Source organism: Modestobacter lapidis, assembly GCF_054780755.1.
Genome location: NZ_BAAGVS010000009.1, coordinates 1 through 26,070, shown reverse-complemented (window position 1 = coordinate 26,070; position 26,070 = coordinate 1). Strand labels below are relative to the sequence as shown.

Below are 26,070 nucleotides of genomic sequence, written 5' to 3'. Positions count from 1 at the left end.
GGGGTCAGTCCGCGATCAACGGCCGCTCGGCCACCAGCAACAGCTCGGCGTCCGCGCTGTCCAGCGGCCGGGCGAACAGGTAGCCCTGCGCCAGCGCGCATCGTTCGGCGCGCAGCAGGTCGCGCTGGACCTCGAGCTCGACACCCTCGGCGACGATCTCCAGCTGCAGCCGCCGGCCGAGCTCCAGCAGTCCGTGCAGGATCGCGGCGTCGTCGCCGGGTTCGGTCATCGTGCCGACGAACGAGCGGTCGATCTTGAGGATGTCGACGTCGAACTGGCGCAGATAGCTCAGCGAGCTGTAGCCGGTGCCGAAGTCGTCCAGGGCCAGCCGCACGCCCAGGGCGCGCACCTGGGCGAGCTGCTCGGCCACCGCCTGCGGGTCGGTGACCAGTGCCGTCTCGGTCACCTCCAGCACCAGGGTGGAGGGCGCGATGCCGCTGTCGGCGAGCGCTTCACGGACGTGGTCGACCAGCGCGCTGCTGGCCAGCTGGCGGGCGGAGACGTTGACCGCCATCGACACCGCGGGGGTGCGGGGGTGGGCCTGCTGCCAGCGGGCGACCGTGCGGGTCGCCTCGGTGAGCACCCACCGGCCGATCGGGACGATCAGCCCGGACTCCTCGGCGATCGGGATGAACCGGTCGGGGCCGACCACGCCCAGCTCCGGGTGGTCCCAGCGGACCAGGGCCTCGAAGCCGACCACGGACTCGTCGGCGAGGTCCACCACCGGTTGGTAGACCAGCCGCAGCTGGCCGGCGGCCACGGCGCCGCCGAGCTCGCGCTCGAGCTCGATCCGCTCCAGCGCGGCGGTGCGCATGTCCGGGGCGAAGACCACCCACCGGTTCCGGCCGCCGGCCTTGGCGCGGTACATCGCGATGTCGCCGTCCCGCAGCAGCGACAGCGGCGTGGCCTCCGGCTCCGCGGCGACGATGCCGACGCTGGCCGAGATGCTCACCCGCTTGCCCTCCAGGTCGATCGGCTCGCCGAGCACGACGAGCACCCGCTCGGCCAGCGCGCCGGCCTCCGTGAGCCCGCCGCTGGTGCCGTCCACCAGGATGGCGAACTCGTCGCCACCCAGCCGGGCGACGGTGTCGGCCGCGCGGACGACGCCCTCGAGGCGGACGGCGACGGTCCGGAGCAGCTCGTCCCCGGCGAGGTGGCCGAGGCTGTCGTTGACGTCCTTGAACCCGTCGAGGTCCAGGCAGAGGACGGTCGGGGCGGCGCCGCTGCGGCCGGCGCGGCGCAGGGTCTGCTCCGCCCGGTCGAGGAACAGCGTGCGGTTGGCCAGGCCGGTCAGCTCGTCGTGGAAGGCCTGGTGGGCGAGCTCGTGCTCGGCGGCCTTGCGCCGGGTGATGTCGTGCACCGAGACGACGATCCCGCGCACGTCCGGATCGTCCAGGAGGGACACCGCGCGCCCGCCGAACCACACGGGCTCACCCGTGGGGCGGCGGCCGGGCAGCTCGAGCTCGAAGACCGCGCCGGGGTGCAGCCGGGCGCGTTCGAGCACGCCACGCACGGTGGCGGGGTCGACCGCCAGCGCGGCGAGCTGGTCGGCGAGCGGCCGGCCGGCCGGGCTCGGCACCCCGACCAGGGTGGCCAGCGAGCGGGATCCGCTGGTCAGCGTGCCGTCGGCGGCCACCACGACGACGGCGTCGGAGGAGTTGCGGGCCAGCGCCTCGGACCGGCGCGCCTGGGACGCCACCAGTTGCCCGGCGAGCCGGGAGTCCAGCAGCAGCCGCTGGGCGCGGACGGTCACCAGCAGCACCAGCACCGTCGTGGCGAGTGCTCCGGGCAGCGGGTCGACGGTGCGGCCGTCCAGCCAGCCGGCGACGCCCAGGACCGAGGGCGCCAGCATCGGCAGGAAGGCCAGCGCCAGCCGTCGGCGGCTCATCGCGGTGGCATCGGCGGCCGCGGTCGCCGCAGGGGTGGGTGGCTGCTGGAAGGTCACGGCGGCCAGCAGCCCGCCGCCCAGCAGCCAGCCGGCGGTGAGCCAGCCGCTGAAGCCCGCCGGGGCGGCGAGGAGCAGCCAGCCCAGGTCGGCGGCCAGCCAGCAGCCGGCGCCGGTGACGAGCAGCAGGGCGGTGGCGCCGACCCGGTGCTGCAGCATGAACCAGCGCGCGACCAGGCCGATCAGCACGGCGTCGAACACCGGGTAGAGCGCCCACACGAGCTTGGTCAGCAGCGGCAGGCCGTCGTCGCTCAGCGTGCTCTGCACCGAGGCCTGCCAGACGACGAGCAGGGCGATGACCAGGGCCGCCCCGCCGTCGAGGAGGGCGTGCAGCCTGGCCTTGGCGGTCAGCGCGCTGCCCTCGGTGAGCATCAGCAGGGCCGCGCCGAGGCCGGCGTAGGCGCCCAGGTAGAGGATGTCGGCGATGCTGATGTCGGGCTCGCTACCGGCGATCCAGACGTGCACCTGCCAGAGCAGGTCGCCGACGGTGGTGGCGGCCAGGCCGAGGGCCAGCAGCCGGAGGGCGCGGCGGCGGTGGCCGGCCTGGGTGCGCACCCCGGACCAGGCGATCAGGGCGATGGCCAGGCTCGCGGCGAAGTAGGTGCCCCTGCCCAGCGGCGACGCGGGTGTGACCACCACGACGGCGATGGCCGCCGCGGCCGCGACCGCGACCGCCCCGGCGACGGCCACGGCGCGCACCCGCCGCCGGCGCACCGCCGGACGGCCGGCCGCCGGGGAGCTCGTCGGGGCGGGCAGCAGAGTGGTCACCCCCGGGGTGTCGGCACCCGGTGGTGGTGGCTGTAATCACGGCACCCCGAACGGGTGACCCGGCGCCGGGTCAGTCCTCCAGCGCCGCCTGCACGGCGGCGAACTTGGACTGGGTCTCGGCCAGCTCCGCCGCCGGGTCGGAGCCGGCGACGATGCCGCAGCCGGCGAACAGCCGGGCCTGCCGGCCGTTCTCGGCGCCGGTCAGCTCGGCGCAGCGCAGCGCCAGACCGAACTCGCCGTCGCCGCGGCCGTCCAGCCAGCCGACCGGTCCGGCGTAGCGGCCGCGGTCCATGCCCTCGAGCTCGGCGATGACCGCCGTCGCCCGGTCGGTCGGCGTTCCGCAGACCGCCGCCGTCGGGTGCACCGCGCCGACGAGGCCCAGCAGCCCGGTGGCGTCCGCCGGGTGCTGCCGGCCGTGCACGTCGGTGGCCAGGTGCCGCACGTTGGGCAGGGTGAGCAGCACCGGGTCCGCCGGGACGTCGAGCGTGCTGCAGAACGGCCGGAGGGCGTCGACCAGGGAGGCGACGGCGTAGCCGTGCTCGGCGCGGTCCTTGGCGGAGGCCTGCAGTGCATCGGCCAGCCGCTCGTCGGCGCGGCCGGCGCCGCGCGGGGCCGTGCCGGCCAGCACCCGGGCGGACAGCGCCCGCCCGGTGCGGCGCAGCAGCAGCTCGGGTGTGGCACCGAGCAGGCCGTCGACGGCGAAGGTCCAGCAGTCGGGGAACCGGGCGGTCAGCCGGCGGAGCAGCCGGCGTGGGTCGATCGGCGCCTCGGCGGTGACCAGCAGGTCGCGGGCGAGCACCACCTTGTCCAGCTGACCGGCTGCGATCCGGTCGAGGGCGGCCTCCACCGCGGCGCACCAGGTCGCCGGGTCCAGCGCCCCGTCGGCGTAGCGGAGCTGGCCGACCGGGCCGTCGACCGGCGCTCCGGGGCCAAGGATGCCGGCCGGATCGCAGCCGGCGGGAGCGGTGAGCCAGGTCTGGCCGTCGCGGCGGCCCAGGACCACCTCGGGGACGACGAACACCGACGTCCCGGCAGCGGGATCGAAGGCGATGCTGGCGAAGACGACGGCGCCCGAGCCGGGCACGCCCAGCGGGTCGTCGACGGCGAGGTCGCGGACCCGGGCCTGCCACCAGGCGTCGGCCTCGGCCAGCGCGCCGGGGCCGGTCACCTCCAGCCGGGCCGCCTCGCCCCAGCCGACGAGGCCCTCACCGCGCCGCACCCAGGACAGCGCGCCGATGTCGGGGACCAGGTCGAGCAGGGCGGCGTCGTCGTCGATGGGGGTGGTGACCAGGGTGCCCGCCGGACCGGCCGTCGAGGGCGTCGGGCGGAGCGCGGCCGTGGTCACGGCTCCAGGGTAGGAGGCCCGCAGGTAGCGTCGCCGACGTGGCGACCGGTGCACGACCTGAGGCGGCGGGGATGCGGGCGGGGCTGGACAAGCGGCCGGCCGACGTCGCGGCGATGTTCGACCGGGTCGCCGGCCGCTACGACCTGACCAACACGGTGCTCTCCGGCGGGCTGGACGCCGGCTGGCGGCGGGCCACCCGCGCGGCGCTGGGCGCGGGGCCGGGGCAGACGGTGCTCGACGTCGCGGCCGGCACGGCGGTCTCCACCGTCGAGCTCGCCGCGGACGGCGTGCTGGCGATCGCCTGCGACTTCTCCCAGGGCATGCTGCGGGCCGGCCGCGCCCGGCCGGTGCCGAAGGTGGCCGGGGACGCGATGGCCCTGCCGCTGGCCGACGCGAGCGTGGACGGCGTCGTCATCTCCTTCGGGCTGCGCAACGTCGCCGACCCGCGGGCCGCGCTCCGGGAGTTCGCCCGGGTGACCCGCACCGGCGGGCGGCTGGTCGTCTGCGAGTTTTCCAGCCCGACCTGGTCCCCGTTCCGTACCGTGTACACCGAGTACCTCATGCGCGCGCTGCCCAGGATCGCGCAGGCGGTGAGCAGCAACCCCGAGGCCTACGTCTACCTGGCGGAGTCGATCCGGGCCTGGCCGGCGCAGCCGGAACTGGCCGGCTGGCTGCAGGAGGCGGGCTGGGCGGGGGTCGAGTGGCGCGACCTCACCGGCGGTGTGGTGGCGCTGCACCGCGGCACCCGCGCCTGAACTCCCCGGCCGAGCCCGCGCGCGGGTCCACCACCGCCCGCCGACGTCGAGTGCGCAGTCGTGGTCGCCGACACGCGGACACCCGCCGGTCCGGGCGACCGCACGTGCCCGTTCGGCGGGCCGGGGAAGCGCGACGCGGGCCCTGCGCCGCCCGTCGCCCGCGGCGGTCGGCACCCTGCGAGGTCCTCCGCCGAGCCGTTTCGCCGGGGGTCCTCGCGCTGTGCCGGCCCTCGGGCATAGGCTTCCTCCGTCCGACCTTGTGAAGTTGTTCACAAGCGCCGCCTCGCCGGCGCCGGAGTGGAGGGGAGGTCGTCACCGTGGTGAGCGCAGCGCCGTCCGTGCCGGACGCCGCGGACCGCTCCGCCGACGTGCTCGTCGTCGGCGCCGGCCCCGCCGGGTCGGCGGCCGCCTACTGGCTGGCCACCGCCGGGCTCGATGTCGCGGTCCTCGAGAAGGCGTCGTTCCCCCGCGAGAAGGTGTGCGGCGACGGGCTCACCCCGCGCGCGGTCGCCGCCCTCCAGGCGATGGGCGTCGACACGTCGGCCACCGCCGGCTGGGTTCGGCACCGGGGCCTCCGGGTGCACGGCGGCGGGCAGGTCGTGGAGGTCGACTGGCCCCGGCTGTCGTCCTGGCCGGACTTCGGCCTGATCCGCACCCGCCGCGAGTTCGACCAGCTGCTCGCCCGGCACGCCACCGCGGCCGGCGCCCGGGTCCACGAGGGCGTCACCGTGACCGACCCGCTGCTCGACGACGCCGGGCGCGTGGCCGGGGTGCACGCCACGGTCGGTGACGAGCGCGCCCCGCGAACGTGGCGGGCCCGCCTGGTCATCTCCGCCGAGGGGCTGTCCGGCCGGCTCGCCAAGTCCCTCGGCCTGCTCCGCCGGGAGGACCGGCCCCTGGGCGTCGCCGTCCGCCGGTACGTCGCCAGCCCGCGCAGCGAGGACGACTACCTCGACATCTCCTTCGACCTCACCCCCGACGGCCCGTCCGCTGCGTCGATGCCCGGCTACGGCTGGGTGTTCGGCATGGGCGACGGGACGGCGAACGTCGGCTTCGGCCTGCTGGACACCCGCCGGGCGGTCGACGTCGACCACCGCGCGGTGCTCCGGGACTGGCTGGCCGGCCTCCCGCCGGAGTGGGAGCTCGACGAGGACCACGCCGTCACGCCGGTCCGCGGCGCCGGTCTCCCGATGGCCCTCCACCGCCAGCCCGCCTACACCCGGGGGCTGCTGCTCGCCGGTGACTCGGTGGGCGCGGTGAACCCCTTCAACGGCGAGGGCATCAGCTACGCCATGGAGACCGGCCGGATGGCCGCCGAGGCCGCGGTCGAGGCGCTGGCCGCTCCGGAGGGTCCGGCCCGCGAGGTGGCGCTCCGCCGCTACCCCGCGCGGCTGGCCGAGGAGTACGGCGGCCACCACCGGCTCGGCACCGGCTTCCTGGCGCTGATGCGGCATCCGGAGCTGGTGCGCTTCGCCACCGCGCACGGCCTCAAGCGCCCCGCGCTGGTGCGCGGCGCGCTGCGGCTGATGGGCAACCTCACCGACGGCCGGGACGGCGACGCCGTCGACCGGACCGTCGCCGCGCTGACCCGGCTGGCCCGGGTGGCGTGATGGCGACCGACATGTCGACACCGTCACGACCCGCTCCACGGAACGTGACCACCATCACCGTAGGGTGCCGCTGATGCTCTCGACCTATGTCCCGCTGGTCGGCCTGTTCGTCCTGGCTGCCGCCTTCGCGCTGTTCTCGGTGACGGCGGCGCCGTTCATCGGTCCGCGCCGGTACAACCGGGCGAAGCTGGAGGCCTACGAGTGCGGCATCGAGCCGGTCGACCAACCGCTCACCGGCGGCCGGTTCCCGGTCAAGTACTACCTGACGGCGATGCTGTTCATCATCTTCGACATCGAGATCGTCTTCCTCTACCCATGGGCCGTCGCCAACGACGCGCTGGGTGTCTGGGGCCTGGTCGCGATGGTCGTCTTCATCGGCACGATCTTCATCGCCTACGCCTACGAGTGGCGCCGTGGGGGGCTGGTGTGGGACTGACCACCGCGCCGGCGCCGGGCAACGACAGGAACGGGGGGTCCTGACATGGGTCTCGAGGAGAAGCTGCCCAGCGGCGTCCTGCTGACCACCGTCGAGAAGCTGGTCAACTGGACCCGCAAGTCCTCGCTGTGGCCGGCCACCTTCGGGCTGGCCTGCTGTGCCATCGAGATGATGTCCTCCGGCGCCGGCCGCTACGACATGGCCCGCTTCGGCATGGAGGTCTTCCGGGCCTCGCCGCGGCAGGCCGACCTGATGATCGTCGCCGGGCGGGTGAGCCAGAAGATGGCGCCGGTCCTGCGCCAGATCTACGACCAGATGCCCGAACCGCGCTGGGTGCTCGCCATGGGCGTCTGCGCCAGCTCCGGCGGCATGTTCAACAACTACGCGATCGTCCAGGGCGTCGACCACGTCGTCCCGGTGGACATGTACCTGCCCGGCTGCCCGCCGCGGCCGGAGATGCTCATGGACGCGATCCTCAAGCTGCACCACAAGATCCAGCACGAGCCGCTCGGGCCCAAGCGGGCCGAGCAGCTCGCCGCTGCCCGCGCCGACGGGACGGCGCCCGACCTGCACGTCGAGATGCCCTCCAGCGTGCGCGCCGACAAGAACGCCCGGAAGGCCTACGAGGAGGCGGCCGCGGCCGGTCGCACCGGCCAGTTCGCCATCGAGCAGCGCGGTGGGAACGCCGTGCTGTTGCCGGGGGCGGGGAACCGGCGATGACAGCGGGAGACGAGGCGGGGTTCGATGCCGCGACGGCGCCGGGTGGCGGCTTCCGCAAGGGCGCCTTCGGTGTCACCGGTAGCGGCGACACCTCCGGGTTCGGCGGCCTGGTGCGCGTGGAGCCCGGCGGCGCGGTCGCCCTGCACTCCACCGACCGGCCCTACGGCGGCTGGTTCGACGAGGTCACCGACGCGCTGATCGAGGCCGTCGGGGAGGCGACCTACACCGCGGCCGTACCGCGCGTGCTGGTCGACCGCGGCGAGATCACGTACTTCGTCCTCCGCGAGCACCTGCTGACCCTGGTGCAGGCGCTCCGGGACGACGAGGCCCTCCGCTTCGAGCTGTGCAGCAGCGTCTCGGGCGTCGACTACCTCGACAGCGGCGGGCCGGCCACGGCCCCGGGCCGACCCCGTTTCCACGTGGTGTACCACCTGACCTCGATGACCTACCGCCGGCGCATCCGGCTGGAGGTGGCGGTCTCCGCGGCGGACCCGCACGTGCCGTCGGTGACCCGCACCTACCCCACCGCGGACTGGCACGAGCGTGAAGCCTGGGACATGTTCGGCATCGTCTTCGACGGCCATCCGGCGCTGACCCGGATCCTGATGCCCGACGACTGGGAGGGGTTCCCGCAGCGCAAGGACTACCCCCTCGGTGGTGTCCCGGTCGAGTACCACGGCGCGCAGATCCCGCCGCCGGACGAGCGGAGGAGCTACCGATGACCGAGGCGGTGTCACGATGAGCACGACGAGCGACCCGTACGCCGGCTCCCGGCAGACCACCGAGGGGCGGGTCTACACGGTCACCGGTGGCGACTGGGACGCCACCCTCGGCGCCGACCTCCGTGGGGCCGAGCGGCTCGTCGTCAACATGGGACCGCAGCACCCGTCGACCCACGGGGTGCTCCGGCTGGTGCTCGATCTCGAAGGTGAGACGGTGACGAAGGCGCGGGTGGTCATCGGCTACCTGCACACCGGCATCGAGAAGAACTGCGAGTACCGCACCTGGACCCAGGGCACGACGTTCGTGACCCGGATGGACTACCTCGCGCCGCTGTTCAACGAGACCGCCTACTGCCTCGCGGTGGAGAAGCTGCTGGGCATCGCGGCGCCCCCGCGGGCCCAGACCATCCGGGTGCTGGTGATGGAGCTCAACCGGATCGCCTCGCACCTGGTCGGCCTGGCCACCTTCGGCATGGAGATGGGTGCGCTCACCGGCATGACCAACGGCTTCCGCGAGCGGGAGCTGGTGCTGGACCTCCTCGAGGAGATCACCGGGCTGCGGATGAACCATGCCTACGTCCGCCCCGGCGGCCTGGCCCAGGATCTCCCCGAGGGTGTGGAGGCGCGCATCCGCGAGTTCCTCCAGGTGATGCCCGACCGGATCACCGCGATGCACCGGCTGCTCACCGGTCAGCCGATCTGGCAGCGCCGGCTCGCGGACGCCGGTTACCTCGACGTCACCGGGTGTCTGGCGCTGGGCGTCACCGGGCCGGTGCTGCGCTCGGCCGGCCTGCCCTGGGATCTCCGCAAGGTCGAGCCCTACTGCGGCTACGAGACCTACGACTTCGAGGTGCCGACCACCGACACCGCCGACGCGTGGGGGCGCTACCTGGTCCGGATGGCCGAGATGACCGAGTCGCTCAAGATCGTCGAGCAGGCGCTGGACAAGCTCGAGCCCGGCCCCGTCATGGTCGAGGACAAGAAGATCGCCTGGCCCGCTCAGCTCTCGCTGGGGGCCGACGGCATGGGGAACTCCCTGGAGCACGTCCGGCACATCATGGGCCAGTCGATGGAGGCCCTCATCCACCACTTCAAGCTGGTCACCGAGGGTTTCCGGGTGCCGGCCGGCCAGGTCTACTCGGCCGTCGAGTCACCCCGGGGCGAGCTGGGGTTCCACGTGGTCAGCGACGGCGGCACCCGACCGTTCCGGGTGCACGTCCGCGATCCCAGCTTCACCAACCTGCAGGCCACCGCGGCCATGAGCGAGGGCGGCATGATCGCCGACGTGATCGCCGCCATTGCATCCATCGACCCGGTGATGGGGGGCGTTGATCGATGAGCGAGCTGGCGAGCTCATCCAGAGAGCAGAGCAGTGCCGCACGAGCGGCGTCGACGAGCGTCAGCGAGGAGACGACGTGAGTGCTCTTCCCGGCTCCTACGAAGGGACGGCGGTGACCGGGCTGGACTCCAGCCCGGTGGAGGCCGCCCCCGAGGTGCTCGCCGCACTGCCGCCGCTCACCGCGCAGACCGAGGCCGAGGCGCGGGAGATCATCGCCCGCTACCCGGAGCCGCGGTCGGCGCTGCTGCCGATGCTGCACCTGGTGCAGTCGGTGCAGGGCTACGTCGCCCCCGAGGGGCTGGCCTTCTGCGCGACGATGCTCGGGCTGACCAACGCCGAGGTCGGCGCGGTCGCGACGTTCTACACGATGTACAAGCGGCATCCCACCGGCCGGCACCTGGTCAGCGTCTGCACCAACACGCTGTGCGCCGTGCTGGGTGGGCAGCGCATCTACGAGGCCGTCTCCGCCGACCTCGGCGTGGGCCACGACCAGACCGCCGCCGACGGGTCGGTCACCCTCGAGCACGCCGAGTGCCTCGCGGCCTGCGACTACGCCCCCGTGGTCACCGTCGACTACGAGTTCTACGATCAGCAGGACGTCGAGTCCGCCCGGGCGCTGGTCACCGCGCTGCGTCGCGGGGAGCGGCCGGCGCCCACCCGCGGCGCCCCGCTGACCGACTTCCGCGGCATCTCCCGCCAGCTCGCCGGCTTCTCGCAGCACGCCGACGCCGCCACCGAGCGTGCCGCCGTCGACGGGCCCGGCGTCGGCGAGCCGACGCTGATCGGCGTCCGGCTGGCCGCCGAGCGCGGGGAGACCGCGCCGCCGATGGATGAAGGACTTCCTTCCCCCCGCCCTTCGCAGGCTCAGGGCGGGCCCCGGAAGGAGGCCGTCTCGCAAGCTCAGGGCGGGCCCCGGGACGGGGCCACCGGGCAGACCCCGACCAAGCGCGCCGCGGACACCGCCGTCGCCTCCGCCGACACCCCGGCGGAGCGGGCCGGCGCCGCCCAGCACCACCCCGACTCCGGCGAACCGGCCGGCCGCGCGCCGGCCGAACGCGGCCGCGAGGGCACCGACACCCCGCCCACCGGCACCGGAGCCGGACAGAACAACTCCGTCGAGCGAGAGGTCTGACCCGTGCCGCTCACCCCTGTGCTCACCCAGCGCTTCGCCGCCGACCGCTCCTGGACCCTGGAGGCCTACGAGCGGCTCGACGGCTACCGGGCGCTGCGCACCGCGCTGACCATGACCCCCGACGACCTGGTCGGCCTGGTCAAGGACTCCGGCCTGCGCGGTCGCGGCGGCGCCGGGTTCCCGACCGGCCTGAAGTGGAGCTTCATCCCGCAGCCCAAGCCCGGGGAGACCCCCACCGGGCCGGCCGCGGCCCCCAAGTACCTGGTCGTCAACGCCGACGAGGGGGAGCCGGGCACCTGCAAGGACCTGCCGCTGATGATGGCCGACCCGCACTCGCTGGTGGAGGGCGTGATCATCTCCGCCTACGCGATCCGCTCGCAGTTCGCGGTGATCTACGTCCGTGGTGAGGCGGTGCACGCCCACCGCCGCCTGATGGCCGCAGTGCAGGAGGCCTACGCCGCCGGCTACCTGGGCCGCGACGTCCTCGGCTCGGGCTACGACCTGGAACTGGTCGTCCACGCCGGCGCGGGCGCCTACATCTGCGGGGAGGAGACCGCGCTGCTGGACTCCCTGGAGGGCTACCGCGGCCAGCCGCGGCTGAAGCCGCCGTTCCCTGCCGTGGCCGGCCTCTACGGCGCCCCGACGGTGATCAACAACGTCGAGACCCTGGCCAGCGTCCCGTACGTGGTGCGCGGCGGGGCCGCCTGGTTCAAGGCGTTCGGGCCGGAGAAGTCACCGGGCCCGAAGATCTACTCGCTGTCCGGCCGGGTGGTGCGGCCGGGGCAGTACGAGGCCCCGATGGGAACGACGATGCGCGAGCTGCTCGAGCTCGCCGGTGGGGTGCGCCCCGGTCACCAGCTGAAGTTCTGGACGCCGGGCGGCTCGTCGACGCCGTACTTCACCGCGGAGCACCTCGATGTCCCGCTGGACTTCGACTCCGTCGCCGCGGCCGGCTCGATGCTGGGCACCACCGCGCTGATGGTGTTCGACGAGACCGACTCCATCGTCGAGGCGACGCTGCGGTTCACCGAGTTCTACGCCCACGAGAGCTGCGGCAAGTGCACCCCCTGCCGGGAGGGCACGTACTGGCTGGTCCAGATCCTGCAGCGGCTGGTCGACGGGCAGGGGCGCGCCGCCGACCTCGACCTGCTGACCGACACCTGCGACAACATCCTCGGTCGCGCGTTCTGCGCCCTCGGTGACGGTGCCACGAGCTGCATCGCCAGCTCGCTGAAGTACTTCCGGGACGACTACGTCGCGCTGCTCCCGCCGCAGGAGCAGGACCGGCTGGGTCGCTCCCTCCGACTCGAGCCCGTGGGAGCTGCCTCGTGAGCGAGCTTGCGAGGTCACGCAGAGACACAGCACGACACGGCACTGAGCCGACGAGCGCCAGCGAGGAGGACCAGTGACCACCCCTGCTACCCCGGAGCCGGCGCCGGCGGTGCCGCCGGCGGTGCCCGGACCGCACACCCCGCCCGACGCCGTCCACTGCACGATCGACGGCTTCGAGGTCGCCGTCCCGAAGGGCACGCTGATCATCCGGGCCGCCGAGCAGCTCGGCATCCAGATCCCGCGGTTCTGCGACCACCCCCTGCTGGACCCGATCGGGGCCTGCCGCCAGTGCCTGGTGGAGGTGGAGGGTCAGCGCAAGCCGGCGGCGTCCTGCACCACCCCGGTGGCCCCGGACATGGTGGTGAAGACCCAGCTGACCAGCCCGGTCGCCGACAAGGCGCAGCAGGGCAACATGGAGTTCCTGCTGATCAACCACCCGCTGGACTGCCCGGTCTGCGACAAGGGGGGCGAGTGCCCGCTGCAGAACCAGGCGATGAGCAACGGCCGCGCCGAGTCCCGGTTCGTCGACGTCAAGCGCACCTACCCCAAGCCGCTGCCGATCAGCAGCCAGGTGCTGCTGGACCGGGAGCGCTGCGTGCTGTGCGCCCGGTGCACCCGGTTCAGCGAGCAGGTGGCCGGCGACGCGTTCATCCAGCTGTACGAGCGCGGGGCCCTGGAGCAGGTCGCCATCTCACCCGAGGACCCGTTCGAGAGCTACTTCTCCGGCAACACGATCCAGATCTGCCCGGTCGGTGCGCTCACCAGCGCTACGTACCGGTTCCGCGCCCGGCCCTTCGACCTGCGCAGCGAGCCCAGCGTGTGCGAGCACTGCGCGAGCGGGTGTGCCCAGCGCACCGACTACCGCCGCGGTGCCGTCATGCGCCGGCTGGCCGGCGAGGACCCCGCGGTCAACGAGGAGTGGAACTGCGACAAGGGTCGCTTCGCCTTCCGCTACCCGGCGTCCAACGAGCGGCTCACCGGCCCGCTGGTCCGGCGGGACGGGGAGCTGCAGCCGGCCTCGTGGCCGGAGGCCTGGGCCGCTGCCGCGGCCGGCCTGGGCGCCGCGCGGGCGGCCGGCGGCGTGGGCGTGCTGCCCGGTGGCCGGCTGACCGTCGAGGACGCCTACGCCTACGCCAAGTTCGCCCGCGTCGCGCTGGGCACCAACGACGTCGACGCCCGGGCCCGCGCGCACTCGGGTGAGGAGCTGGCCTTCCTCGCCGCGTCCGTCGCGGGCACCGGGCCCGGCGCCGGGGCCGTCACCTACGACGACCTCACCGCTGCCCCGACGGTGCTGCTGGTCGGTTTCGAGCCCGAGGAGGAGTCGCCGATCGTCTTCTTGCGGCTGCGCCGCGCGGTCCGGACCCGGGGATTGCAGGTGCTGGACATCGCGCCGTACGTCACCCGCGCGGCGGAGAAGCTGAAGGCCACCACGCTGGCCACGCCGCCCGGTGGTGAGGCCCGTGCGCTGAGAGCACTCGCCGAGGACGACGGCTCCGCGCACGTCGCCGCGCTGCGCCGCCCCGGTGCGGTGCTGGTGGCCGGCGAACGGCTGGCCGAGGTCCCCGGCGGCTTCTCGGCGCTGACCGCGCTCGCCGCCGCCACCGGGGCGCGGATCGCCTGGGTGCCGCGCCGGGCAGGGGAGCGCGGTGCTCTCGAGGCCGGCGCCCTGCCCGGGCTGCTGCCCGGTGGCCGCACGGTCACCGACGCCGACGCGCGGGCCGAGGTGGCCGCGGTGTGGGGCAGCGCGGTGCCGGAGACGCCCGGCCGCGACCTCACCGGCATCCTGACCGCCGTGCGGGACGGCGTGCTCGGCGGCCTGCTCGTCGGCGGGGTCGACCCCGGCGACCTGCCCGACCCGGCCCTGGCCGAGGCCGCGCTCGCCGCCGCCGGCTTCGTGGTCAGCCTCGAGCTGTTCCCCACCGCCGTCACCGCCCGGGCCGACGTCGTCCTGCCGGTCGCCGCCGCGCCGGAGAAGGCCGGCGCCTACCTGGACTGGGAGGGGCGGATCCGGCCCTTCGACGCCACGTTGCACGGCACCGGACAGCTCTCCGACGGCCGGGTGCTGCAGGGGCTCGCCGACGAGCTGGGCGTGGACCTCCGGCTGCCGACCATCCCGGCGGCCCGCGCCGAGCTCGTCGCCCTCGGTGGGGCCGGCCGTGCGGCCACCCCCCGCGGCCTGGCTGCGCGCCCGGCGCCGGTTCCGGTGCTGACCGGCGACGACACCGGGGAGGAGGCGCTGCTGGCCTCCTGGCGGCAGCTCCTGGACGTCGGCACGCTCCAGCGTGACGAGCCGGCCCTCGCCGGCACGGCCCGCCCGCCGGTCGCCCGGCTGGGCAAGGAGGCCGCGCGCCGGCTCGGCCTGGCCGACGGTGACCCGCTGGTCGTGTCCGGTCCGGCCGGCTCGGTGCGCCTGCCGGTGCGGGTGGTCGAGATGCCCGACCGGGTGGTCTGGCTGCCGACGCGGTCCCCGGGCTGTGCCATCCGCACCGATCTCGGCGCCGGCCCCGGATCCGTCGTCCGGATCTCCGTCGGTGCCGCCGGAGGTGCCGCGTGACGGGTGTGCTCGCCGCTCCCGACCAGCCGACCCTCGAGGACTTCGGGAACGACGTCTGGTGGATCGTGCTCATCAAGGTCGTCGGCGTCTTCGGCGTCCTGGTCCTGATGACGCTGTTCGCGATCGTCTTCGAGCGCAAGGTCGTCGCCCGGATGCAGCAGCGGATCGGCCCGAACCGGGTCGGTCCGCGGGGGTACCTGCAGAGCCTCGCCGACGGCCTGAAGCTGGCCTTCAAGGAGGACATCATGCCGGCGCTGGCCGACCGGCCGGTGTACTTCCTGGCCCCGGTGATCGCCACGATCCCGGCGTTCCTGGCCTTCTCGGTGATCCCGCTGGGCCCGACGGTGAGCATCTTCGGCGAGCGCACCCCGCTCCAGCTCATCGACGCCCCGATCGGCGTGCTCATCGTGCTGGCCTGCTCGGCCATGGGCATCTACGGCATCGTGCTCGGCGGTTGGGCCTCCGGCTCCACCTACCCGCTGCTGGGCGCGATGCGCAGCGCGGCGCAGATGGTCAGCTACGAGATCGCGATGGGGCTGTCCATCGTCGCGGTCTTCCTCTACGCCGGAACCATGTCCACCTCGGAGATCGTCGCGGCGCAGGCCGACGGAACCCAGCTGAGCTTCTTCGGCGTCGAGTTCACCGGCCCCAGCTGGTACGCGCTCCTCCTGCCGGTCTCCTTCGTCATCTACTTCATCGCCGTGGTGGGTGAGACCAACCGGGCCCCCTTCGACCTCCCCGAGGCCGAGAGCGAGCTGGTCGGCGGCTTCCACACCGAGTACTCGTCGCTGAAGTTCGCGCTGTTCTTCCTCGCCGAGTACGTCAACATCGTCACCGTCTCCGCGCTGGCCGCCACGCTGTTCCTGGGCGGCTGGCGGGCGCCCTGGCCGATCTCGATCTGGGACGGCGCCAACACCGGCTGGTGGCCGCTGCTGTGGTTCTTCGGCAAGGTCGTCGTCGCGCTGTTCGTCTTCGTCTGGCTGCGCGGCACGCTGCCCCGGCTGCGCTACGACCAGTTCATGCGCTTCGGCTGGAAGGTGCTCGTCCCCGTCGCCCTGGTGTGGATCCTCGTGGTGGCCACGATGCGGACGGTGTCGCGGGAGGCCGACCTCGACGGCGGTGAGGTCGCGGTCTTCATCGGCGTGCCCATCGCACTGCTGTTCCTCGCCGGGCTGTTCATCGCCTCCCGGGTGAGCAACCGGACCACCCGCCGGGCGGCCGAGGCCGCAGCAGCCGGCGCGGTGAACCCGACCGAGCCCGAACCCGAGGTGCTGCCACCCGCCGGCCCGCGTCGGCGACCGGCCGACCGCACCGGCCCGGACCGCGCCGAGGGCGGGTTCCCCATCCCGCCGATGGACCTGGTCGTGCCGCCGTCCCCGCGGCTGGGCGGCCGCGAGTCGGTCGCGGCGGGCAGCGTCGTCAGCACCGGCCGCCGCAGCACCGGCACCACCCCCGAGGAGGACGACGATGCCTGACAACACCCCGGCCGAGCGCGCCGGCGGGGCGGTCGCCCGCACCACCGGCGCGTCCGCGTCACCGCCGGAGAAGCGCGCGAGCTGGTTGCCCGGCCCGGCGCAGGGTTTCGGGGTCACCTTCGCCACGATGTTCAAGAAGGTGACCACCGAGGAGTACCCGGAGGTCCCCAAGCAGACCAAGCCCCGCTACCACGGGCGGCACGTGCTCAACCGGCACCCCGACGGGCTGGAGAAGTGCGTGGGCTGCGAGCTCTGCGCCTGGGCCTGCCCGGCCGATGCCATCTACGTCGAGGGCGGCGACAACACCGAGGACGCCCGGTTCTCGCCGGGTGAGCGGTACGGCGCCGTCTACCAGATCAACTACCTGCGCTGCATCTTCTGCGGGTTGTGCATCGAGGCGTGCCCGACCCGGTCGCTGACGATGAGCAACGACTTCGAGCTGGCCGACGACAACCGGCAGGACCTCATCTTCACCAAGGAACAGCTCATGGCCCCGTTGCTGCCGGGCATGGAGGCGCCGCCGCACCCGATGCGGCTGGGCTCGGACGAGAAGGACTACTACCTGCGTGACCCGCGGCCCGGATCGCCGGCCGAACCGGTCATCGAGGAGTCCGCATGAGCGTGCTCGCCGCCGCAGCGGGCAGCGAGGTGGTCATCGGTACCGGGGAGACGATCGTCTTCTGGGTGCTGGGGCCGGTCGCGCTCGCTGGTGCCCTCGGCATGGTCCTCAGTCGCAACGCGATGCACTCCGCACTGTGGCTGGTCAGCACCATGCTCTCGCTGGGCGTCCTCTACGTCGTCCAGGAGGCGCCCTTCCTCGGGGCGGTGCAGATCATCGTCTACACCGGCGCGATCATGATCCTCTTCCTCTTCGTGCTGATGCTGGTGGGCCGTGACTCCGCCGACTCGGTGGTGGAGACGCTGCGCGGCCAGCGGATCGCCGCCACGGTGCTGGGGATCGGCTTCGCCGCCCTGGTCGGAGCCGGCATCGCCCGGGCGACCCGGGACCTGCCCGTCGTCGGCCTGGCGGGCGTCCAGGCGGGCCCCGGGGGAGCCGCCGACGGCAACGTGGAGGCCGTCGCCGCCGCGCTCTACGGCCGGTACCTGCTGGCCTTCGAGGTCACCGGGGCACTGCTCATCGTGGCGGCGGTGGGCGCCCTGGTGCTCACCCACGTCGAACGCCAGCCGGGCGAGCGGCGGACCCAGAAGGAGCTGTCCCGGGCCCGGTTCCTCGGCAGCGACACGCCGCAGACCCATCCCGGGCCAGGGGTGTACGCGCGGGCCAACTCCATCGCCGCACCCGGCCGGCTGCCCGACGGAGCACCCGCGCCGGCGAGCTTCAGCACCGGGGTGGAACCGCAACGGGTCGACGAGCTGCCCCCGACGGGCAGCACCGGGGCCGAACGCGCCGGTATCCGGCACAGCGGCGGCACCGACGCCGCCCTCGGGACCCTGGGCGGCGCCACGAACGGGCCCACCCCCGGCAGCGGGTCAGGGGCGCCGCGGTGAGCCGGCGTGCGGGCTCACCCCTCAGGAGAACGGCACGGGGAACGCTCCCGGCGAGCTGGGAGCGTCTCCCGCTCGCTGCGGACACCGAGGAGGCGTCGTGACCCTCACCTACTACCTGGTGCTGGCCGCCGTCCTCTTCACCATCGGGACGGTGGGGGTGCTGGTCCGCCGCAACGCGATCGTCGTCTTCATGTGCATCGAGTTGATGCTCAACTCGGTGAATCTCACCCTGGTGACCTTCGCCCGGTCCACCGGCACGATCGACGGCCAGATCATCGCCCTGTTCGTCATGGTGGTGGCCGCCGCGGAGGTGGTGGTCGGCCTGGCGATCATCATGTCGATCTACCGGACCCGGAGCTCGGCCTCCGTCGACGACGTCAACCTGCTGAAGTACTGAGCGAGACGGGGACACCGCACTGTGACCGGGTCTGAGACGCTGCCCGCCGACGGTCTGCTGGCCGCCTCCTGGCTGCTGATCGCGCTGCCGCTCGCCGGCGCCGCGGTCCTGCTGCTGGGTGGCCGGCGCACCGACCGCTGGGGCCACCTGCTGGGCACTGCCACGGTGGTGGCCGCCTTCGTCATCGGGCTGCTGTGCACCGTGCAGCTCACCGGGGTGGAGGGCCGGTCGGTCCAGGTGGAACTCTTCACCTTCATCCAGACCGGCAACCTCGACGTCAGCGCCGGGCTGCTGTTCGACCCGCTGTCCGCGCTGTTCGTCCTGTTGATCACCGGCGTCGGTGCGCTGATCCACGTCTACTCGATCGGCTACATGGCGCACGACAACGCGCGGCGCCGGTTCTTCGCCTACCTCAACCTGTTCGTCGCCGCGATGCTGCTGCTGGTCCTCGGCGACAACTACGTCGCGCTCTACGTCGGCTGGGAGGGCGTCGGCCTGGCGTCCTACCTGCTCATCGCGTTCTGGTACCAGCGCCCGGCCGCGGCCACCGCCGCCAAGAAGGCGTTCATCATGAACCGGATCGGGGACGTCGGCCTGGCGCTGGCCATCTTCATCATGTTCGCCCAGCTGGGGACGACGTCCTACGCCGGCGTGCACGGCTCGGTGGGGCTGCTGGCCGGCGGCACCGTCACCGCGATCGGGCTGCTGCTGCTCCTCGGGGCGTGCGGCAAGTCCGGCCAGTTCCCGCTGCAGGCCTGGCTGCCCGACGCCATGGAGGGCCCCACCCCGGTCTCCGCGCTGATCCACGCCGCGACCATGGTGACCGCCGGCGTCTACCTGATCGCCCGCAGCGCGCCGGTCTTCGACGCCACCCCGACCGCCCGCAACGTCGTGCTGGTCATCGGTGCGGTGACCCTGCTGATCGGCGCGATCGTGGGCTGCGCCCAGGACGACATCAAGAAGGTGCTGGCCTACTCCACGGTCAGCCAGATCGGCTACATGTTCCTCGCCGTCGGGCTCGGTCCGGCCGGGTACGTCGCGGGGCTGGCGCACCTGCTCACCCACGGCTTCTTCAAGGCCGGGCTGTTCCTCGGGGCGGGTTCCGTCATGCACGGCATGGGCGACGAGACCGACATGCGCCGCTACGGAGCGCTCGCGACCAGGATGAAGGTCACCTTCGTGACCTTCGGGCTGGGCTACCTGGCCCTGATCGGCTTCCCGTTCCTGTCCGGCTGGTGGACGAAGGACGCGATCATCGAGGCCGCGCTCGACCACGGCGGCACGTGGGGGTGGGTGCTCGGCGGGGTCGCCGTCCTCGGTGCCGGGCTCACCGCGTTCTACATGACCCGGCTGATGCTGATGACGTTCTTCGGGCAGGCCCGCTGGGGGGATGGGGTCCATCCGCACGAGTCACCGCCGGTCATGACCGCCCCGATGATCGTGCTCGCCGTCGGGTCGGTGGCCGCCGGCTTCCTGCTGGTGCAGGTCTTCCCGCTGTCGGGCTGGCTGGAGCCGGTGTTCGGCGAGCCGGCGGAGGCGGCGCACGTGGTGGCCCCGATCGTGGTCAGCGTCGTCGTGACCGTGGTGGTGGCGCTGGGCGTGCTCACCGCCTGGCTGTTCGTCGGCCGGCGCGAGGTGCCGGTGACCGCACCGGTGCGGGTCTCGCCGGTGGTGCGGGCCGCGCGGCGGGCGCTGTACGCCGACACGGTCAACGAGTCGCTGTTCATGCGGCCCGGGATGTGGCTGACCCGGGCACTGGTGTTCGTCGACAACCGAGGGGTGGACGGCGTGGTCAACGGGGCAGCGGCGGCGCTGGGCGGCTCGTCGTCCCGGCTGGGCCGCGCGCAGACCGGATTCGTGCGCAGCTACGCGCTGGGCATGCTGGGCGGCGCGGTGCTGGTCGCCGGGGCGCTCGTGGCGGTGACCGCAGGATGAGCACCTTCCCGTGGCTGCTGGCCATGATCGTCGTCCCGGTCGTCGGCAGCGCGGTGGTCGCCGCGCTGCCCCGCGGCCGCGACCACCTGGCCAGGCAGCTCGCCCTGGGCACCAGCATCGTGGTGCTGGTGCTCGCCGTGCTGGCCACGGTCGCCTTCGATACCGGCGGGGAGCGCTTCCAGCTGACCACCTCGGTCGCCTGGATCCCCGACTTCGGGGTCTCCTTCGCCCTCGGCGTCGACGGCATCGCCCTGGTCATGCTGCTGCTGATCGGCGTGCTCGTGCCGGTGGTGCTGCTGGCTTCCTGGCGCGATCCCATGCCGGCCCGCCGGTCGATGCGCACCTACGTCGCCTGGTTGCTGCTCCTGGAAGCGATGATGGTCGGCGTCTTCGTCGCCACCGACGTCTTCCTGTTCTACGTGTTCTTCGAGGCGATGCTCGTCCCGATGTACTTCCTGATCGGCAGCTTCGGCGGACCGCGCCGGCAGTACGCGGCGATGAAGTTCTTCCTCTACAGCCTCTTCGGCGGGCTGGTCATGCTGGCCGCGGTGATCGGGCTGTACGTGGTCAGCAACTCCCAGCTGGGGGAGGGGACCTTCGCCTTCGACGCGCTCCGCCAGCTGGACATCGACCCGGGCGTGCAGAAGCTGCTCTTCCTCGGCTTCTTCCTGGCCTTCGCCATCAAGGCGCCGCTGGTGCCCTTCCACACCTGGCTGCCCGACTCCGGTGCCGAGGCGCCCATCGGCAGCGCCGTCCTCCTGGTCGGGGTGCTGGACAAGGTCGGCACCTTCGGGTTCCTGCGCTACTGCCTGCCACTGTTCCCCGACGCCGCCCGCGACCTCGCGCCCTGGGTGCTGGTGCTCGCCGTCGTCGGGATCCTCTACGCCGCGCTGCTGGCGATGGGGCAGAGCGACATGAAGCGCTTGGTGTCCTACACGTCGATCGCGCACTTCGGCTTCATCGCGCTGGGCATCTTCGCGTTCACCACCGAGGCGGCCACCGGCGCGGTGCTCTACATGGTCAACCACGGCATCGCGACCGGGCTGCTGTTCCTCATCGTGGGCATGCTCATCGCCCGCGGCGGCTCGCGTCAGGTCCGCGACTACGGCGGGGTGGCGGCCAAGGCGCCGGTGCTGGCCGGGGTCTTCCTGATCGCCGCCCTGGCCACGCTCGCCCTGCCGGGCACCAACAGCTTCGTCAGCGAGTTCATGGTGCTGATCGGCTCGTTCCCGACCCGGCCGGTCTTCACGATCCTGGCCACGGTGGGCATCGTGCTGGCCGCGCTGTACATCCTGCTGATGTACCAGCGCACCATGCACGGTCCGCCCCGCGGCGTGCTGCTGGAGAACGACGCCCCAGCATCCGACGCCGACCCGGCACCCGACGCCGACCCGGTCCCCGGGGGATCCGGCGCGGGCGGGGCCACGGCAGTCCTCGACGCACCGGCGCCGGCGGCGACCCGCACGCTCCGCGTGCGTGACCTGGACCGGCGGGAGCTCGCCGTCGTCGCACCGCTGGTCGCCCTGGTCCTGGTGCTGGGCTTCTACCCGCAGCCGCTGATCGAGTTGGTCACCCCCGCGGTGGAGGCGACGATGAGCGACGTCGGTGCCGACCCGGACGGGACGACGCCGTCCGCCGGCCAGCCGACCGCCGACCGGAAGGGGAACGACTGATGGGTGCGATCGAGGCCCCGGACCTCTCGCTGGCCGCGCTGACCCCGTTGCTGTTCGTCTTCGGTGCCGCCGCGGTGGGTGTGCTCGTCGAGGCCTTCGCCCCGCGCGACAGCCGCCATCCCGTGCAGGTGGTCATCGCCCTGGTCGGCATGGTCGGGGCCTTCGTCTCGACGCTGCTGCTGGCCGGCACCCGGGAGGTCACCGCCGCGGGAGCGCTGGCCGTCGACGGGGCCGCGCTGTTCCTGCAGGCCACCATCGCCGGGCTGGGCGCCTTGTCGGTGCTGCTGTTCGCCGAGCGGTCGCTGGACCCGGCACGGTCGGCGTTCGTCGCCTCGGCGGCGGTGCCGGCCGGCAGCGCCCGGGATGCCGAACTCGCGACGTCGGAGCACGTGCAGACCGAGATCTACCCGCTGGCGTCCTTCGCCGTCGCCGGGATGATGCTGTTCACCGCGGCGAACGACCTGCTGGTCATGTTCATCGCGCTGGAGGTGCTGAGCCTCCCGCTGTACCTGATGGCGGGCATGGCCCGGCGGCGCCGCCTGCTCTCGCAGGAGGCGGCGGTGAAGTACTTCCTGCTCGGCGCCTTCGCCTCGGCCTTCTTCCTGTACGGGCTGGCCCTGGTGTACGGCGCCACCGGCAGCGTGCGGCTCTCGGAGATCCGCGAGGCGGTCAGCGTCTCGGGCACCGGCGGGCTGCTCGTGCTGGGGCTGGGGCTGCTGATCGTCGGGCTGATGTTCAAGGCCAGCGTCGCGCCGTTCCACACCTGGACGCCGGACGTCTACCAGGGTGCCCCCACCGCGGTCACCGCCTTCATGGGCGCCGCGACCAAGGTCGCGGCGTTCGGTGCCATCCTGCGGCTGCTCTACGTCGCCTTCGGCACCGCCGACTGGACCTGGCGGCCGCTCGTCTACGGCCTGGCCATCGTCTCCATGCTGGTGGGCGCGGTGCTGGGGCTGACCCAGACCGACGTGAAGCGGATGCTCGCCTACTCCTCCATCGCGCACGCCGGGTTCCTGCTCACCGGCGTCATCGGGCTGGGCCCGGGCGGCACCGGCTCGGGGCTGTCCGCGACGATGTTCTACCTGCTCGCCTACGGGCTCACCACGCTCGGTGCGTTCGCCGTCGTCACCCTGGTGCGGGAGGGCGACGGTGAGGCGACCCACCTGTCGCAGTGGGCCGGCCTGGCGCAGCGGTCGCCGCTGACCGCCGCACTGATGACCTTCTTCCTGCTCGCGCTCGCCGGTATCCCGCTGACCAGCGGATTCACCGGGAAGTTCGCCGTCTTCCGGGCCGCCATCGAGGACGGGGCGTGGCCGCTGGTGGTGGTGGCGGTGCTCGCCAGCGCGATCGCGGCGTTCTTCTACCTGCGGCTGGTCGTGCTCATGTACTTCTCCGACGCGGCGCCGGACGGGCCCACCGTCGGCGTCGCGGGGCTGCCGACCACCACGGTCCTGGCCGTGACCGCCGCCGCGACGCTGGTGCTGGGCGTCGTGCCGGGGGCGGTGCTGGACATCGCGGAGTCCGCCGCGGTGCTGGTGGGGTGACGGGTCCGGAGCCCGGTGCCCGGAGGCCGCAGCGCGGCGGCTATCTTCGACGGTTGATGACCGGAGCCGGCACCACCAGCGCACGGAGCGGCGGCGGGGGCGACACGCAGCTGTGGCACCGGCCGTCCACGCCCGCATCGACGATCGGCGCCTGGCTGCCCGATGGTGAGCTCGGCGAGTCCCTCGCCGACGGGCTCACCCGGGTCGAGGACGCCCTCACGGCGTCGGTCACCAGCGACCACCCGTTCGTCAGCGAGGCGGCCGGCCACCTGATGGCCGCCGGCGGCAAGCGGTTCCGGCCGATGCTGGCGCTGCTCGCCGCCCAGCTGGGCGACCCGGAGGCCCCCGGCGTCACCGAGTCCGCCGTCGTCTGCGAGCTGACCCACCTCGCGACGCTGTACCACGACGACGTCATGGACGAGGCGGCCGTGCGGCGTGGCGCGCCGAGCGCGAACAGCCGGTGGGGCAACAGCGTCGCCATCCTCACCGGCGACTTCCTCTTCGCCCGGGCATCCGACCTGCTCGCCGACCTGGGACCCGAGGCCGTGCGGGTGCAGGCCCGCACCTTCGAGCGGCTGGTGACCGGCCAGCTGCGGGAGACCGTCGGTGCCGCCCCCGGGGAGGACGCCGTCGCCCACTACCTGGGGGTGCTGGCCGACAAGACCGGGTCGCTGGTCGCCACCTCCGCGCGGTTCGGGGCCTCGTTCGCCGGCGTGGAGCCGGGGCTGGTCACCGCTCTCACCGCGTTCGGTGAGGAGGTGGGGGTCGCCTTCCAGCTCTCCGACGACCTGCTGGACATCGTCAGCGAGGGCGGCGAGTCGGGAAAGTCGCCGGGCACCGACCTGCGCGAGGGGATCGCCACCCTGCCCGCGCTGTTCGCCCTGGCCGGGGACGATCCGGCCGAGGCGCGGCTGCGGGAGCTCGTCGGCCGACCGGTCGTGGACGACGACGAGCACGCCGAAGCGCTGGCCCTGCTGCGCACGAGCGCCTCGCTGGCCCGGGCCACCGAGGTCCTCGGCGAGTACGCCGACCGGGCGCGCGCACGGCTCGATGGGGTTCCCGACGGGCCGGTGCGCGAGGCGCTGTCCGCGCTGTGCACCTACGTGGTCACCCGCACCAGCTGAGGAAGGACCCCCTTGCCCCCCACCACTCGCAAGCTCGTGGCGGGGCCCTGCAAGGGGGCCATGCCCCCCACCACTGGCGAGCTCGTGGCGGGGCCCTGCAAGGGGGCCATGCCCCCCACCACTGGCGAGCTCGTGGCGGGGCCCTGCAAGGGGGCCATGCCCCCCACCACTGGCGAGCTCGTGGCGGAGCCCTGCAAGGGGGCCATGCCCCCCACCACTGGCGAGCTCGTGGCGGAGCCCTGCAAGGGGGCCATGCCCCCCACCACTGGCGAGCTCGCGGCGGGACCCTGCGAGGGGGCCATGCCCCCCACCACTCGCGAGCTCGCGGCGGGACCCGGCAAGGGGGCCATGGCGGCCGCCCTGCTGGTCGCGCTGCTGGCGGGCGGGTGCAGCTCATCCCCCGGGCAGCAGGGCGGGTCGGCCGCGACCGACGTACCGGACGAGGCCACCAGCCCGGCACCGCCTGCTCCCGCGACGCCCGCCCTCGAGGTGGAGGTGCTCGCCGACGGGCTGGACCACCCGTGGGACGTCGCCCGCGCCCCGGACGGCACGCTGGTGCTCGACGAGCGGGGAGGCGGGCTGACCGCAGTGCTGCCCGACGGCACGGTCCGCGAGCTCGAGGCCGACTTCGGTGACCTCTTCGCCGAGGGCGAGACCGGGCTCATGGGGTTGGTGCTGGACCCTGACTTCGCCGACAACCGTCGCCTCTACACCTGCCAGGGCGCCGAGGACGGCGCCGCGGACGGAGGACCGGCCATCGAGGTCGTCAGCTGGACCGTCGATGCGCAGTGGCGGGAGGCCACCCGGGTCGACGACCCGCTGCTCGGCGAGATCCCGGTCAACGAGTCCTCGGGCCGGCACGGCGGGTGCCGGCTGCGTTTCGACCCCACCGGAGCGCTGCTGGTCGGCACCGGCGACAACGCCGTCGGCAGCCACCCGCAGGACCTCGGCACCCTCGCCGGCAAGGTGCTGCGCATCGACGCGGACACCGGGGGACCGGCCGAGGGCAACCCGTTCCTCGAGGCGGACGACCCGCTCACCCGGCTCGTGCTGAGCTACGGGCACCGCAACGTGCAGGGCATCGCCGTCCAACCCGGCACGGGCAGCGTCTACACCGCCGAGCAGGGCACCCGGCGCGACGACGAGGTCAACGTCTCGGTTCCCGGCGGCAACTACGGCTACGACCCCGAGGGGGACGACGGCGGCTACGACGAATCCGTGCCGATGACCGACCTCGAGCTGCCCGGGGCCGTACCCGCGGTGTGGAGCTCCGGGGAGCCCACGATCGCCACATCGGGGATCACCTTCCTCGACGGCCCGGCGTGGGGCGGCTACGAGGGCCTGCTCCTGGCCGGGGTACAGAAGGACACCGGTGTCCTCGCGCTGCGCCTGGGCGAGGCCGGCGAGCTGGTCGAGGCCTTCCGCCTGCCCGAGCTGGAGGACCGCTACGGGCGGATCCGCACCCCCCAGGCCGGTGCGGACGGCGTGCTGTACGTCCTCACCGACAACGGCGGGGGCGAGGACCAGCTGCTGCGGGTGACCCCGGCGTCTTGAGCCGGGTTGGTTCTCGGTGCAGGGGGTCGGGTTACTGGACGGTCCAGCTGTCGGTGCCGGTGAGGAGGGTGTCGAGGTGGGCGGGGTTCTGGGCGCGGGCGTCGTCGAGCTGGTCGGCCATCATCCGGTCGTAGACCGGCTTGTCGACGGAGCGGAAGACGCCCATGGGGGTGTAGCGGAGGTCGTGGGAGGACAGCCGGG

The 26,070-nt window shown here is 73.5% G+C and carries 20 protein-coding genes; 18 read left to right on the top strand and 2 right to left on the bottom strand.

Annotated features, from left to right (window positions below; translation table 11 throughout):
* Positions 1-4: 4 nt before the first annotated feature.
* Positions 5-2,713 (bottom strand): EAL domain-containing protein, encoded by a 2,709-nt coding sequence (locus ACYVG5_RS11520; protein ID WP_222049421.1) that lies wholly within the window; start codon positions 2,711-2,713, stop codon positions 5-7.
* 70 nt (positions 2,714-2,783) lie between these two features.
* Positions 2,784-4,058: an isochorismate synthase gene (locus ACYVG5_RS11515; protein WP_460683192.1), complete on the bottom strand. Its 1,275-nt coding sequence runs from the start codon at positions 4,056-4,058 to the stop codon at positions 2,784-2,786.
* 38 nt (positions 4,059-4,096) lie between these two features.
* On the opposite strand from ACYVG5_RS11515, the gene ACYVG5_RS11510 reads away from it, so the two are divergent.
* The 18 genes from ACYVG5_RS11510 to ACYVG5_RS11425 all read left to right on the top strand — a co-directional run bounded on the left by ACYVG5_RS11510 (position 4,097) and on the right by ACYVG5_RS11425 (position 25,869).
* Positions 4,097-4,813: a demethylmenaquinone methyltransferase gene (locus ACYVG5_RS11510; protein ID WP_460683191.1), complete on the top strand. Its 717-nt coding sequence runs from the start codon at positions 4,097-4,099 to the stop codon at positions 4,811-4,813.
* A 320-nt stretch (positions 4,814-5,133) separates the two neighbouring features.
* The gene (locus ACYVG5_RS11505) at positions 5,134-6,423 is read left to right on the top strand and encodes a geranylgeranyl reductase family protein (RefSeq protein WP_460683190.1); all 1,290 of its coding nucleotides are present in this window, start codon (positions 5,134-5,136) and stop codon (positions 6,421-6,423) included.
* Positions 6,424-6,496: 73 nt separating this feature from the next.
* On the top strand, positions 6,497-6,859 hold the full coding sequence (locus ACYVG5_RS11500) for an NADH-quinone oxidoreductase subunit A (RefSeq protein ID WP_222049422.1): 363 nt from the start codon (positions 6,497-6,499) through the stop codon (positions 6,857-6,859).
* A gap of 45 nt (positions 6,860-6,904) precedes the next feature.
* The gene (locus ACYVG5_RS11495; RefSeq protein WP_222049423.1) at positions 6,905-7,579 is read left to right on the top strand and encodes a NuoB/complex I 20 kDa subunit family protein; all 675 of its coding nucleotides are present in this window, start codon (positions 6,905-6,907) and stop codon (positions 7,577-7,579) included.
* Positions 7,576-8,301, top strand: a complete 726-nt coding sequence (locus tag ACYVG5_RS11490; RefSeq protein ID WP_222049424.1) for an NADH-quinone oxidoreductase subunit C — start codon at positions 7,576-7,578, stop codon at positions 8,299-8,301. The genes ACYVG5_RS11495 and ACYVG5_RS11490 overlap by 4 nt, the downstream gene beginning before the upstream one ends.
* A 16-nt stretch (positions 8,302-8,317) precedes the next feature.
* On the top strand, positions 8,318-9,640 hold the full coding sequence (locus tag ACYVG5_RS11485; RefSeq protein ID WP_222049425.1) for an NADH-quinone oxidoreductase subunit D: 1,323 nt from the start codon (positions 8,318-8,320) through the stop codon (positions 9,638-9,640).
* Between the two features lie 76 nt (positions 9,641-9,716).
* Positions 9,717-10,772: an NADH-quinone oxidoreductase subunit NuoE gene (nuoE, locus tag ACYVG5_RS11480; protein WP_222049426.1), complete on the top strand. Its 1,056-nt coding sequence runs from the start codon at positions 9,717-9,719 to the stop codon at positions 10,770-10,772.
* A gap of 3 nt (positions 10,773-10,775) precedes the next feature.
* Positions 10,776-12,104, top strand: a complete 1,329-nt coding sequence (gene nuoF, locus ACYVG5_RS11475; protein WP_222049427.1) for an NADH-quinone oxidoreductase subunit NuoF — start codon at positions 10,776-10,778, stop codon at positions 12,102-12,104.
* 73 nt (positions 12,105-12,177) lie between these two features.
* Entirely contained in the window at positions 12,178-14,658 is a 2,481-nt protein-coding gene (locus ACYVG5_RS11470) for an NADH-quinone oxidoreductase subunit G (RefSeq protein WP_222049428.1), read from the top strand.
* Positions 14,655-16,133, top strand: coding sequence for an NADH-quinone oxidoreductase subunit NuoH (gene nuoH, locus ACYVG5_RS11465; protein WP_222049429.1), 1,479 nt, complete (start codon positions 14,655-14,657; stop codon positions 16,131-16,133). The genes ACYVG5_RS11470 and nuoH overlap by 4 nt, the downstream gene beginning before the upstream one ends.
* The gene (nuoI, locus tag ACYVG5_RS11460) at positions 16,126-16,752 is read left to right on the top strand and encodes an NADH-quinone oxidoreductase subunit NuoI (protein ID WP_222049430.1); all 627 of its coding nucleotides are present in this window, start codon (positions 16,126-16,128) and stop codon (positions 16,750-16,752) included. The genes nuoH and nuoI overlap by 8 nt, the downstream gene beginning before the upstream one ends.
* A complete protein-coding gene (locus ACYVG5_RS11455; protein WP_222049431.1) occupies positions 16,749-17,642 on the top strand; it encodes an NADH-quinone oxidoreductase subunit J in 894 nt (297 codons plus the stop codon). The genes nuoI and ACYVG5_RS11455 overlap by 4 nt, the downstream gene beginning before the upstream one ends.
* Positions 17,643-17,739: 97 nt before the next feature.
* Positions 17,740-18,039: an NADH-quinone oxidoreductase subunit NuoK gene (gene nuoK, locus ACYVG5_RS11450; RefSeq protein WP_222049432.1), complete on the top strand. Its 300-nt coding sequence runs from the start codon at positions 17,740-17,742 to the stop codon at positions 18,037-18,039.
* Between the two features lie 21 nt (positions 18,040-18,060).
* On the top strand, positions 18,061-19,974 hold the full coding sequence (nuoL, locus tag ACYVG5_RS11445) for an NADH-quinone oxidoreductase subunit L (RefSeq protein WP_460683189.1): 1,914 nt from the start codon (positions 18,061-18,063) through the stop codon (positions 19,972-19,974).
* On the top strand, positions 19,971-21,647 hold the full coding sequence (locus ACYVG5_RS11440) for an NADH-quinone oxidoreductase subunit M (protein WP_222049433.1): 1,677 nt from the start codon (positions 19,971-19,973) through the stop codon (positions 21,645-21,647). The genes nuoL and ACYVG5_RS11440 overlap by 4 nt, the downstream gene beginning before the upstream one ends.
* On the top strand, positions 21,647-23,191 hold the full coding sequence (nuoN, locus tag ACYVG5_RS11435) for an NADH-quinone oxidoreductase subunit NuoN (RefSeq protein ID WP_222049434.1): 1,545 nt from the start codon (positions 21,647-21,649) through the stop codon (positions 23,189-23,191). Before ACYVG5_RS11440 ends, nuoN begins: the two co-directional genes overlap by 1 nt.
* 56 nt (positions 23,192-23,247) lie before the next feature.
* The gene (locus ACYVG5_RS11430) at positions 23,248-24,315 is read left to right on the top strand and encodes a polyprenyl synthetase family protein (protein WP_222049457.1); all 1,068 of its coding nucleotides are present in this window, start codon (positions 23,248-23,250) and stop codon (positions 24,313-24,315) included.
* A gap of 300 nt (positions 24,316-24,615) precedes the next feature.
* Positions 24,616-25,869: a PQQ-dependent sugar dehydrogenase gene (locus ACYVG5_RS11425; RefSeq protein WP_246630592.1), complete on the top strand. Its 1,254-nt coding sequence runs from the start codon at positions 24,616-24,618 to the stop codon at positions 25,867-25,869.
* Positions 25,870-26,070 lie beyond the last annotated feature (201 nt).